The organism is Dysgonomonas sp. 520, assembly GCF_010501095.1.
GTDB lineage: Bacteria > Bacteroidota > Bacteroidia > Bacteroidales > Dysgonomonadaceae > QVMP01.
Genome location: NZ_QVMP01000020.1, coordinates 1 through 13,641 on the forward strand (window position 1 = coordinate 1; position 13,641 = coordinate 13,641).

At 41.1% G+C, this 13,641-nt stretch carries 9 protein-coding genes; 8 read left to right on the top strand and 1 reads right to left on the bottom strand.

Going from position 1 to position 13,641, the window contains the following annotated elements; genetic code table 11:
* Positions 1-235: 235 nt before the first annotated feature.
* The 8 genes from D0T56_RS11740 (at position 236) to D0T56_RS11775 (ending at position 12,398) form a co-directional block, all read left to right on the top strand.
* A complete protein-coding gene (locus D0T56_RS11740; RefSeq protein ID WP_163320353.1) occupies positions 236-2,971 on the top strand; it encodes a hypothetical protein in 2,736 nt (911 codons plus the stop codon).
* The gene (locus D0T56_RS11745) at positions 2,968-4,632 is read left to right on the top strand and encodes a glycoside hydrolase 43 family protein (RefSeq protein ID WP_163320354.1); all 1,665 of its coding nucleotides are present in this window, start codon (positions 2,968-2,970) and stop codon (positions 4,630-4,632) included. Before D0T56_RS11740 ends, D0T56_RS11745 begins: the two co-directional genes overlap by 4 nt.
* Before the next feature lie 494 nt (positions 4,633-5,126).
* Complete coding sequence (locus tag D0T56_RS11750; RefSeq protein ID WP_163320355.1) at positions 5,127-5,543, top strand: hypothetical protein; 417 nt, start codon at positions 5,127-5,129, stop codon at positions 5,541-5,543.
* Entirely contained in the window at positions 5,503-6,219 is a 717-nt protein-coding gene (locus tag D0T56_RS16905) for a helix-turn-helix domain-containing protein (protein WP_221412352.1), read from the top strand. Before D0T56_RS11750 ends, D0T56_RS16905 begins: the two co-directional genes overlap by 41 nt.
* 104 nt (positions 6,220-6,323) lie before the next feature.
* Positions 6,324-6,785 carry a hypothetical protein gene (locus tag D0T56_RS11760; protein WP_163320357.1) on the top strand — a complete coding sequence of 154 codons (462 nt, stop codon included), beginning with the start codon at positions 6,324-6,326 and terminating at the stop codon, positions 6,783-6,785.
* The gene (locus tag D0T56_RS11765) at positions 6,775-8,139 is read left to right on the top strand and encodes an Ig-like domain-containing protein (RefSeq protein ID WP_163320358.1); all 1,365 of its coding nucleotides are present in this window, start codon (positions 6,775-6,777) and stop codon (positions 8,137-8,139) included. Before D0T56_RS11760 ends, D0T56_RS11765 begins: the two co-directional genes overlap by 11 nt.
* 138 nt (positions 8,140-8,277) lie before the next feature.
* Positions 8,278-8,505: a hypothetical protein gene (locus tag D0T56_RS11770; protein WP_163320359.1), complete on the top strand. Its 228-nt coding sequence runs from the start codon at positions 8,278-8,280 to the stop codon at positions 8,503-8,505.
* A gap of 2 nt (positions 8,506-8,507) precedes the next feature.
* Positions 8,508-12,398 (top strand): T9SS type A sorting domain-containing protein, encoded by a 3,891-nt coding sequence (locus D0T56_RS11775; RefSeq protein WP_163320360.1) that lies wholly within the window; start codon positions 8,508-8,510, stop codon positions 12,396-12,398.
* A 99-nt stretch (positions 12,399-12,497) separates the two neighbouring features.
* Here the strand turns inward: D0T56_RS11775 and dnaJ are convergent, their stop codons facing one another.
* A complete protein-coding gene (gene dnaJ, locus D0T56_RS11780) occupies positions 12,498-13,640 on the bottom strand; it encodes a molecular chaperone DnaJ (RefSeq protein WP_163320361.1) in 1,143 nt (380 codons plus the stop codon).
* Position 13,641: the final 1 nt, after the last annotated feature.

Here is a 13,641-nt window from a genome sequence, read left to right on the forward strand (position 1 = left end):
GATGGTCAAAATTGCTTCTATAAAATTATTGTTGAATAAAATTTAAACAAACTCTTAAATTATACTTAATTTTTGAGTTTTTGTCATGTTGAACGTAGTGAAACATCTAAAAAACAGATCCTTCGATACTCTCAGGATGACAAAATTGAATAAAACGAAAAAGTCTAGACGGTTTCATCGTAAACATCAAGTATTCTAACAAAATTTAGACCTTAAATTCTCAAACACTGTATAGATGAAACATACGTGCATATTATTATTACTATTAAATTGTTTTTTTTCATACGGGCAAGATATTCCCCTACCGTCTGATTTACCACAGACACATCCTCGTTTGATGACAACACCCGCTTACAAGCCTGTATTGCAAAAGCAACTAAAAGAAGAAGTTTGGGCAAAAGAGGTGATGCAAGGTATTTTAAATAGAATCGACCCTTACGTAGAAAAGACCCGGACGCAAGAGGATTGGCTGACCTCCCGCCTGATGATGTACTGGAAAAGCAAGGCGACGAATGTATATATACGTGGAGGTGTTTACTCTCATGCCGACGGTGAAGCACCTGTTCCTACGGTCAGATTTGGAAGTACAAGAGGAATCGGCTCGCCAATAAAAAGACCAAAAATTGAAGATGTGATTCCTTATATGGATGATACTAAAGGAGTTTATTTTCATAATACTGCCAAAGAAGGAAATCCTTTGGAATGGGTAGACCAATCGAATGTATCGGGAGGAAGCATAGAAAGCATCAACGAAGAAATTATGAAGTTGGCTAAAGATGCCGCTTTTCTCTACTGGCTGACCGATGATAATAAATATGCGAAGTTTGCATTCAACTTGTTCGATACTTACATGATCGGCATGTATTACCGCAACGAGCCTCTGGATCTGGGCAACGGTCATGCGCAAACATTAGCCGGACTTTCCACGTTTGAGGTCATACAGGAGCGGATTCTTAACGAATTGTCTTACACCTACGATTTCTTGTATGCTTACATAGAGAAGAATCATAAAGACAGAATGGATATATATTCCACTACATTCAAAAAGTGGATAGACCTAACCATCAAAAACGGGGTTCCTCAAAACAACTGGAATCTGCACCAAGCTAAATTCATACTGAAAGTGGCTATGGTGCTGGAAGATAACAGTAAATATGCAGATGGAAAAGGACGTGAATATTATATTGATTACATTCTGAATAAAAGTTCTGCCCGCCAATGGTCGCTGACCGATTTCATGAAATTCGGCTATAATATGGAAACGGGTATTTGGAACGAATGTCCGGGATATGCACAAGGCGTAACACGGGATTTAACTAACTTTATCCGTGATTATGATAATACGTTCAATCAGAATCTACTGTCATATACTCCGGTTATAAGAAAAGCTGTGGAGGTATTGCCTCAATACTTGTTTCCCAACAATAAAATCACCGCATTTGGAGATTCTCATTACAGTAATATCAACACCGAAGCTTTCAGCGATATGATACGAATGGCTCAGAAATATGAGGACAAGGCTGATGAAAAGTTATTTACTGAGATGTATAAACTATTTGAACCAAGAGCAGAACAAACAGAAAATAAAGGGAGTAACCTTCCTGCACAAGTATCCACTTTTTTCACAACCAAACCACTTGTTTTAGATAAAAAAATCGGAAAAGGAAAACTAAGCGACTATGTTACACAAACATTTTATGCTCCTAACGTGAGTTGGTTTGTTCAGCGGAATAAATATAATGACAGACAAAATGGACTGATGATATCTCAATATGCTTCGTTCGGCAACCATGCCCACAGTAACGGTATAGCTATGGAATTGTATGGAAAGGGCTATGTATTAGGTGCCGAGTCGGGAATCGGGTCTTCTTATTTTGAAAAACCTTATCTGGAATATTATTCCCAGTTTCCTGCACACAATACGGTGATGGTAGACGGCATATCCAAATATCCTGAGATGCTGAGCAATCATCCTTTCGACTTGCTTTCCTGCTATCCGGCATCGGGACAAAAAAACGGATATTATCCCAACATAACTTATTCGGAGGTTTATTTTCTTGAGCCTGAAAGCAGAAGTGATCAAAACCGTCTGCTAAGTATTGTCAGCACAGGAGAAACATCGGGCTATTATGTAGATATTTTCCGTTCGAAGAAACAACGAAAAGGAGATAAATTTCACGATTATTTTTATCATAACTTAGGTCAGGAATTGTTTATTCAAAACACAACAGGGCAACATTTAAACTTACAGCCAAGTCAGGAAATGGCTTTTGCAGGAGGACATCTCTTTGCCTTGGATTATATGTGGGATAAAGAATCAGCAAAAACGAATGAAGATTATCAAGCCGTTTGGAAAATGACAATGCCGGACAACAACCATATCTATATGAATTTATGGATGAAAGGCTATGAGGGTCGGGAAGTATTCTCAATTAAAGCCCCATCGTGCAAATCTTTTCGGGGCGATCACGGATTACCCTATCAGGTGGATAAAGATCCTTATCTGACTATCGCCGCCCGTCAGCATGGCGAAGCATGGAAGCATCCGTTTGTCTCCATATTTGAACCGACAACCGAAAATGAAGGCAGGTCAATACAATCAATCAATTCTTTCAACGCTAAAAATGTTTCACCCGATTTTGTGGGTTTGATTGTAAAAAACAAATCGGGTTGGATAGACTATATATTTTCATCGGTGAAAGACGAAGTTGCCCTTTATAACGATATGTCGGTAAATGCCACTTATGCAGTGATAAGAGAAAACGGAAATGATTTTACGATCTTCATGGGGAATGGAAAACTCATAAAAGCGAAAGGGTTTACGATTGAGGCTGACGAAGAGACTAACGCCACATTAGAATACAAAAACGGTGATTATTGGTTGGCATGTGATACACCTGTTACGATTATCACAGAAAAAAATAAGAAAGTAAAATTTGAGAAAACAGCTTACCATAAAATTAAGTTATGAGAAAAATATTTTTTATACTAAGTCTTATTCTATCTACGACAGTCAATGCCCAAATTTACAAATCACAAGTTTGGGTGTCGGATCAAGGAAACGGTACATATAAGAATCCGATTCTTTACGCCGATTATTCCGATCCCGACGTAATACGTGTTGGTGACGATTACTATATGACCGCATCCAGCTTCAACTGCGTACCGGGTTTGCCTATCCTTCACTCGAAAGATTTGGTGAATTGGCAGTTAGTCAACTATGCGCTGAAAGACTTGTATCCGGAAAGTGTAGAACCTGCCAATTTCTTCGACAAGGCACAGCATGGAAAAGGAGTTTGGGCTCCCTGCATCCGCTATCATAAAGGAGAATATATGATCTACTGGGGTGATCCGGATTTTGGTATCTATGTAGTAAAAACAAAAGATATACTTGGCAAGTGGGATAAACCAGTCTTGGTATTACCCGGAAAAGGCAGGATAGACCCAAGTCCTTTGTTCGATGATGATGGTAAAGCATACCTGGCTCATGCTTGGGCAGGAAGCCGAGCAAGGCTGAACAGCATAATGACTGTTTGCGAGATGAATGAAGATGGCACAAAAGTCATCAGCGAAGAGTCATTGATATTTGATGGTAATGATGGTAACCATACAGTAGAAGGAGGTAAGTTCTACAAGAAAGACGGCTATTACTATCTGCTTGCTCCTGCGGGAGGTGTGGCTATGGGATGGCAAATTGCTTTACGCTCGAAGAACATTTACGGTCCTTATGAAGTAAAGACAATTCTGGCTCAGGGCAAAACCAATATTAACGGACCTCATCAGGGCGGTTTGGTAGAGACACAAACAGGTGAGTCGTGGTTCATACATTTTCAGGATAAAGGTCTTTACGGACGCATTTTGCATCTGCAACCGGTCAACTGGAAAGATGGCTGGCCTGTAATGGGAATCAATGATAAAAATTATTGTGGAGAACCTGTAATAACATATAAAAAGCCAAATGTTGGGAAGACATATCCGATAGAAACTCCTGTGGAAAGTGATGAATTTGATTCAGCGAAACTCGGACTGCAATGGTCTTGGCACTCCAACCCCGGACAAGCATGGGGTTTTGCTTCAACTGATGGCTATTACAGAATGTACGGACAATATTACCCCGATAATTACTCCAACTTCTGGGATATACCTAATCTGCTGATGCAAAAATTACCTGCACCACAATTTTCTGCTACGGCCAAAATATCAGCAGTTTTGAAGAATGATGGCGATAAGGCAGGGCTAATAATGATGGGATGGGACTATTCCTATATAGCATTACTGAAAAGAGGAGATAAATATCTACTGGAACAAATTACCTGCACTGATGCCGAGCAAAAGACGCAAGAGAATAAAGTATCGGAAATTATATTGAACGGACTGAAGATTGATAAACGAATGAATTACCAAACTCCTATTGATAATGTACATCTCTACGTGCGTGTGTCTGTTAAGGACGGAGGGTTATGCAGATTTAGTTATAGTGTTGATGGCAAAAAATTTCAGAATGTAGGCGAATCGTTTCAAGCCAAACAAGGCAAATGGATAGGTGCAAAAACAGGAATGTTCATCATGAACGAAAAAGAAAACACATCCCGTTCGTGGGTCGATATAGACTGGTTCAGAATAGAAAAATAGAATATAATAACCCGTAGTGCATTTAGAAAATAAAAGATAACTAACTGAAACACAAAACATATCCACATTACCATTGAGTCATCTTCGCTCCTCGAACGTTGTTTCTGTACAAAGTGAAGGATCTGTTTTTTTGAGAATCCAGATTCTTCGTTGCTCTCAGAATGACAAAGCCGGTATGAATTTTATAATAAATGAGTTAACATCAAAGTATTAAATACACTACGGGTTATAGATAATGTTTATAAAAGCTCAGTTCTGTAACTGAATTTGCGAATTATAAATAGTAAAGCAAAATCACGTCATCAGCCTCGTTAATTCAGAAAAAAAGTAGTAACATTGTACATCCTAAAAGTTTCACATTACAGATAGATGTACAGAATCGCGTTAAATATTATTTTTCAATTACCCAATTCTTTATTTGATAATTCTTGCAATTCATTGGTATACAGGTTGAATATTCGTTTTTCTAAAATATTAAAAAAAGAAGTGCTGTTATGATTGTCCAATCATATTACATTGCCCTTATTGCCCTTATTGTTGCCACAGCTATTCTGGGTTTGCTATTTATAGCGCAACACAGCCAAAACGAAACAACGATGCGCAATTTCCATATAGCCAAACGGCTGATGGCAGCTGCGTATTTTTGTGTGGCAGTTGGTAAACTGCTCGAATTATTGAGTCATATTGGCGGACAAACTGCCGCCGCTGAAACCCCGAAAATTTTGCTTTCACAGGTTATTACGCTTGTGGTTGCAGTATCGCAAGCATTAATTTTTACGCTATCGTGTCTGCTGTTGCTCGATACGAAAAGCGTTAATCGAGAACAACTCAAAGTACAAATTATTCACAGTTGCCTTATACATAATAGCTGTGGTGGCTTGCTATGTTATTTTACCAAAATCGGCAGTTGAAGTTTCGGTTTATGTTTTCACCATGATGTATTGTGCTACGCTTGTTTATTTTACTTACTGCTTTACTGATAGTTATCGGCGTTTTCGTGTAACGATGGACAATTTCTACTCCGAAGACCTTGCTGCTCGCCTACGGTGGATTGCCATAGTGTTTTATGCTGCGCTCGTTGTGGGAGTATTTGCACTTGTTACGGCTCAGTATTTTAACTTTGTACTCGGAACAGCTTTTGCGCTCACATCTCTGTGTTTCTATACTTTTTTCGGAATACAGATACTTAATTATCAATGGCAGTTTGAAATAATAGAAACACCCCAAAATGACGAAAACACAGAAAGTCCGGCAAAAATAAACACCGGTCTTCTGCGACGTTGGATTGACGAAAAACAGCTTATGGAGCAAGGTATTACTATTAACAATGTGGCGCATTACATTGGCACCAACCGCCACTACCTTTCGGAATATATCAACGCCAACAAAAATATGACTTTTCGCCAATGGATAAATAGCCTGCGTCTTGCCGAAGCAAAAAAACTGATAAGGGAAAACCCTGAAATGACATTGAACGAAATTGCCGAACAATCGGGATATTCTAATGCGAGAAATCTGATTCGCCAGTTTTACCAACAAACAGGTGGCTCGCCAACAGTCGGGAAAGAAAAAAATCTCAATTCTTAAATTTTTTGTTGTTTTGTCACCTCGATTGTCGTTTTGTCACCTCGCAAACAGTTGAGTTTTCGTAATTTTACAGATATTAATAAAAATTATAATCTGTAAATTCTATGTTACTATTAAAAACAACTCTTGGCAATCTTAAAAAACTTGTCATAACTTTGATTTTAATGAGTTTTACCCCATCCTTATTATGGGCAGTTCCGCCCCTCATCATCCCGAATGATGTAATTACGGTTGAGGGAGGAGTTGTCAGTCCCGACAACCCCGATGTGTACGAAATTGACAAAGGCTTTTATGTCAACGGCACGTCTTACACGCTCACGCTCATGCGACCGCAAGGTGCCGGGGCAAACTATCCCGTTCGTATTGAATATACGCTGCAATGCAACATCTACGACAATAATCTTTCACGACCCTTATTTTGGAAAGATAAAGAAAACGAAGAATTTTTGGACGAGGGCGTTCTCGAATTTGCTGCAGGCGAAATAACAAAAACCCTCGCCGTGGGAAGACAAAGAGTCTCCGGGACCATGTTTAGTTCGTCAAGCCGATTCTTTAATGAACCTTAAAGTAGCGGCAAATCAAACTTTAATTCCTCAGATTTATGTCTCGGATGAAAACATGAATATGGGCGACGCAATGCCGGTAATTATAGACGATTGGCAATTGATAAATGTTCCGCCGCGTTTTGGCGCAATTACGGCCAATGCCACAAGTTACGATAAAGGTGCAACTATTGAGCTTACCATTCCGGTATTGAACAGTAAACTGCTGCAAAAACTCTTCCCGAATAACACTTGGCTCAACGATATTTATGTTACGCTCGATGGCGGAAAAACGTTTACTAATCACGCCTACCTCACTTTCGACGGTATAAATAACAACATTATTGCCATTGCCGAAGCCAAAAATCAAACCAATAGTGCAATAACTGTAACAGCCGAAGTAGTGCACCGCGTAAAAGGCGAGCCAACAGGGCCGGATGACGTTATACCAACAACAGATTATTATATATATAATGCAAATACGTCATTTATAGTTACATCGAAACAAGCGAAATTTAAACCAATAGAATCGTTTGAGTTTACGCTACCTAAAGATAATTATGTAAATATTAATCTGCCGAATGTTGCTATTCTTGCAAAAACAAATCCAATAGAATCGACGTTTAAAACCGGAACGTGGACAAGCAGCGACCCTGCAGTGGCCGAAGTTTCGGTAAACGGCATACTCAAGCCAAAGAGTTATGGCAAAACCACTATAACTTTTACGAGCCACGAGGTTGAATATCGCGAGTTGATGGATATTGAGGCCAATAATGATGTTTTAATACAGTCGTTCGATATTTATGTAGTTGGCGATTATCCCGAGTGGAGTATTGCAAATGATTCCGGATATTATAAAATGATAAACGAACCCAACAGGAACAATATATGGGTTTCGCATAATTTAAAAAACAGCGATTGGAAAGTTGATGGAGAAGTATCGGTAAAGGTTATCCACTCCGATTCCGAACAATATCAGCCAATTGTTGATGCTTTCGAGGTTACACCTTCTATGCTTGAGAATGCCAGAGGCTTGGTTTATAACATTCCTTTCAACGATCATACATTCCCAAAAAAACCAACAGCGTTCGAAGCGTGGAGGGCAGACACCATCTGGGCTAAACCTTACCGTGTAGAGATGTCTTTTCCGCTGAAACAAACTGTTGGAGATAGAGTAATGACTTGTGTGTTGCGCGATACGTTTAACATTCATCTTTTGTTGCCCGAAAAACCAGAAGTGAGGCTCATCCGGGATGTTCCTGTAGAAGTGATGGTCGGGGAAGATTTAACTCTCAAATATGAAGTTAAGTACTTGAATAAAGATAACCCTAATTATCATGGATTTGAAGTGTTTATAGGCAAACAATGGTATGACTAAGATGATTGGGAGGTTGCCGGTCAAGAGTCGCATAAATTTGTTTGTGCTACTTCCGATAGCTATAAAGAATTCCTTATCTCTAACGATCTAAGATGGCAAGAACCTTCCGAAGCCTCTGGTTGGTTAGAACTAACAGATATGGGGCATTACTACAATGCAACTGTTTCAATTAGCTTTTCCAGCGAAAAATGGGGTCACAAATGGCAAGGGTATTCTGAAATATCGGTAGAAAACTTGGATGGATTTATTGGTAAGCACTCGTTGTTTGGAGATGTTTTATTTAAAACAAGCAAACCTTACGAAGAAAGTAAGAATCTGACGGCTCAATTACAACATCTTCAAATGGCTACTATTTATTACCTTTAGATTTGCATAACTATGAAGTTTGGTATTGGCACAATGCCCACAATACGAAACAGAACGCTTACCATATTTTGGATGTTGTTGCCGAGGGATATCAACCCAGGTTAATAAAATTCAGTTCAAACCCCTCATTAGGAGAACTTGACGAAACGGGCGGAATAACTATCACGTTAAGAAAAAAAACAGAAAAGTTACTACAGCCTACCATCAAGCTTTGGACACAATCGGCCGAAGTGTTTGGAGAGAATGCTATTCTTCACACATTTGGCGATAGAACCTGGGGTCTGCATGCTGGATATTGGTCTGAGCCAAAAAGGGCTTATGCCGGATGTTTCAAAGTAGGGAATGTATATAACATGCTCACCTACGACAACAAATTATTGACCGAGAAAGGCCGCAATTCTATCACTACATACGACCGCATGGCTGATACCCGAAATGCAGTGTTGAATGTAACAGTAGCACTCGAAAATGATCAAGTGCCTGAAGATTTCAAGTTGGTTACACCCAAAGGGGAGGTAGCACCTATAAATTACAAGTTGATAGAGCCTTCGGAATATGGAGTTTTTGAAACCACTTATGCCAATCTATCTTATCGGCTCAACGATGTGATTGATTATGGTAACGACGAAAACGGTGATCCGATTGCCGAGAATGCAGTTTTCCCCGATATCGAAGTAGATGGTAATGTGATTGCCGAGCTACCCGGATTGTTCAACGACGAAATCGACCCAAAAGTGTATGAAGATAACATCACACAAGAGTTGAAAGACCTTATCCAACTCAGTCCGGCTAAGTTCGATGTTAAGAGTATGACCGATGTGGCAAAAACCGGAGGTAATCAAGACAAAGCCTTCGAACGTGCCAATGAGCTTAATTTCTCTTTGCCCGACCCCATTCCGTTCGAGTTTCAAACCCGCACCGAGGGCAACCGCTACTATCTGCGCGGTATTGTTTCGCATAACTTTATTAACGATGTACCGCTTGTAGGTCAGGCTAATATGGGAATGGAATTGCTGGGACGTGCCGACGAATTTGATGCGGCGTTCGACGAGCTGAAAGGTACAATTAGAATGCGTCCGAAAAACAGAACTCCACGGCATAGTTCGGCAAATGCCTTTGCTGGGTTGCGTGGCTACATGGAAGGATACGGAGAGTACGACCCGTTGACACATTCGTACGAATACGGTATCAATGAGGGTGCTGTGTCTGTCGAACTTTCGGCAAGTGCATACGTAAAAGTTCCGCTCGCACTGCTTAATGTAGGCATTGGTGTAGACGGAGTTGTTTCGGCCACCATGGGTATGAATAAACCCTCGGACGAGGACTGGAAACGACGTGTAAACAAAGCAAAATTCGACCTTTGGCTCGAAACGCAACTAAGCCTCGACGTCAGGGCTGATGTCAGCGCAGGCTTGGACATCGGAATTGCAGGCGTAGAAGTGGGGGTAACCGGTCGTGCAGGATTTAAAAACATGAATAAACTGGTGCTGAAACCTTATTTGCCATCGAGCGATAGCCAAAGTTTCACGGCAGGCGGAAAGTTTAATGTTTATGCCAACATGTATGCTTGGGCACATGCTTACTTCTTGTTCTGGTCGTGGGAAGACGAATGGAAAATATTCGATGTCAGCAAAACGTGGTACTATCCTAACAATAATACAAACCCGTATTTGCGAGACGCACCAAAACTACGTTCGGTAGCACAATCCTATCGTCGCAGTTCGCTGTCAATGCCTAACACAATTATTCAGGATATTGCGGCTAACGCTTATCCAAAGTATTTCGATTCGGGCAATTCGTTAATGTTGAGTAATCTAAAAGAGTCTGCCGACCAAAACGACGATAGGGTTTCTGTTTATTCTTCAGGTAATATAAGTGATATGCTTCCCGAATCAACGCTTCCCGCTTTCGGGTTCGACGTAGCAACTTCCGCTAACGGCGTATCGGTTGCCGCATACGAACAGGTAAACGAAGCTATTGGAAAGAAATCCGACAATATTTCGCAAGAAACTTACATCAAAACCCAGTCGAACAATATGGACATATATGCGGCAATTAAAAATAATGGCGGCAATTGGCAAACTACCCAGCTGTCTGATGCCGGTATATCGTTGTCAGACCGCAAAACGGATATGGCGCCCAAAACTGCCGTATCGTCCGACGGAACAAAGGCTGCCGTAGTTTGGCGCAGTGGTTTTACCAAAGTTGATGCAGCAGGGGCAAGAGTTAGTGGCAACCTGAAGCTCTCTCGTTACGACGGAACATCGTGGAGCGCAAAGCCACTCGATCTTGGTGCTGCCGACAATCTTGCCGATTACAGTCTTGCCATTGACGGCGATTCGATTCTGATAGCGGCAATGCGTCTTGGAACCGATTCTATCGGTAAAATCAAATTAATTTATGTTTCGAAAGAAGACGAAATCAAACATATCGAAACCGGGCGCATCGGGCGTAAACCGCAAATTGTAAGTACAGGCGACAATTATTATGTCGGTTTTATGGGACAGAGTGCACAAAACGATACCACCAACATAAACGATATGTACTTGCTTGCAACAACGAAAAACGGACAAGCTATTGACAGTATTTCGGGTTTTGCAGGAATGACCAATAAAGTTTCGTTTGCCTACAAACTGCTTGCCGACCATTCGGCAACGGCTATAAAGGATTTGGCTATTCTTTACAATGCTACGAAAGTGGTAGGCGAAAGCGAGGTGCAAACTAGTCTTTATACAGTCAAACTGGACAAGCAGGACGGCAAAATCATAGCTTCCGAACCTCAAAGACTGCTGACTGTGCCCGACGAACAACTAATTATGAGTTTCGATGGTTACAAATCGGGCAATAGTATAAAAACGGTAGCCACTATCAGTAACGAATCTCACGGGGCAATAGTAGTGGAAGAACAGGTGATGTTTGAAAACAAAATAGCCTGTTTGTCGGAATCTTTCAATATGGCCGAAATAAAAGCCAACCAAGATGTGAACGTAGAGTTTGAGGTGAAAAATGCGGGCTTCAAGCCGGTAAGTTCGCTCGCTCTGACCATTGGCACAGGAGCAGAGCAAACCATGGTAATGGAAATAGCACCGGGCGATGTACAGGTTTTACGTGGTACAACTACGATTCCGCTCGAAAATACCGATCCTGTAAATTACAGCATTACAGCTACCTTTGCCGACGGTTCGGACAATACCACAACCGGTACGCTCGACCTGACTGCCTTCATGATGAAAGTTGATCTTGTTTCGCTCAAAAATACCGCTACCGAAAATACAGCAGTAGTGAGAATCGTAAACAATTCGTCAACGCCGCTTACATCTCAATACGAAATAACGGTTGGTATTTATGAAGATATTTTTGGCGAAAAGCTTTATTCGGGAACCACGCTGAAAACTCTCCCTGCTTCGGATCTCTACACCGACGGCACAGCAAAAATAGCAACAGCAGCGTTTAGTATTCCTACGGTTGACGAAACGAGAAGCGTGTATGCTATTGCTAAAGTGAAGAAGGGAACTTCCGGCAACTTGCGGGCAGCAACAAGCGAAGCGGAAGACGTTGAACAAGCCGAAAAGAACTATACGAGCATACAGTTGTTCCCGATAGCGAGCAATTCGATAACAACAAATATAAAAACTCCTGAAGCAACAGATAAAAAGGAAAATGGCTTGTGGATTTATCCTAATCCGGTAAGAACAATGCTGCATATTGTTGACAATGGACAACTGCCTAAAGAAAATCTGAAAGTTGAAATTGTGGATATTAACGGAATAACAGTGTTCTCTCAAACTTTCTCTTCTTATCAAACGCAGCTTTCTATCAATGTAGCTTCCTTGACACCGGGCATTTATATTGTGAAAGCCGGCGAATGGACCAGGAAGTTTATGAAGGAATAATCAAAACCGTAATTTTCGGAAGATTATCGAAGTTACTAAAGCAACAGGGGCTGTCCTATATGGACAGCCCCTGCTATTTTATTACACTATATTGTTCTATCAATCGAACATTCGTCTGAAATGGCTGAATATTTTATCCTTGATTGACTTATTCGGCTGAAAGTTCGGTGAATTTTCCAACCCCGAAAGAGTGGCTTTCTCGCTGTCGTTGAGCTTTTCGGGAATATACACACTTACGTTTATCAGCAAATCACCCGTACCATAACGGTTTATACTGGGTAAGCCCTTGTTTCTCAAACGTAAAACCTTTCCGGGCTGTGTTCCCGGCTCGATATTCACTTTCACTTTTCCGTCTATCGTGGGCACTTCCACACTACCTCCCAGAGCGGCAGTGGAAACACTCAGCAACAAGTTGTAGACAACATCATTGTCGTCACGCAGCAATTCGGGATGCTTTTCCTCTTCAACCAGAATCAGCAAATCGCCATTGATCCCCCCATGACGGGCAGCGTTTCCTTTTCCACTCATCGAAAGCTGCATACCTTCTGCAACTCCCGCAGGAATATTTAATGTAACAACTTCATCTTCTTTTACAATACCTTCACCCGAACAATGAGTACATTTCTTTGTAATAATTTTACCTTCGCCACCACAAGTAGGACATGTAGCCTGAGTTTGCATTTGCCCAAGAATAGTGTTCATGACACGGGTGGTGACACCCGAACCGTTACAAGTGGTACAAGTAGTGAAAGCAGTTCCATCTTCCGCTCCTGTTCCCTTACAATAAGAACAGGCAACATATCTTTTCAGTTTTATTTTTTTCTCTACACCCGTAGCTATTTCTTTCAGCGACAATTTCACTTTCACTCGCAGGTCGGAACCTCTATTCATCCGACGACCGCCACCGCCGCCGTTACCAAAGCCAAAATGACCACCGAAAATATCCCCGAACTGAGAGAATATATCATCCATGGAAAATCCTCCGCCACTGAATCCACCGCCAAAACCACCGGGCGCATTATGTCCGAACTGGTCATATCTGGCTCGTTTTTGCTCATCGCTAAGCACATCGTAAGCCTCTGCTGCCTCCTTAAATTTTTCTTCGGCAGTAGGGTCGTCCGGATTTTTATCGGGGTGATATTGTATCGCTTTTTTCTTGTATGCTTTCTTTATCTCCTCAGCCGTAGCGTTTTTAGGCACTTCCAGGATTTCGTAATAGTCTCTTTTCTCTGTATTTGTCATT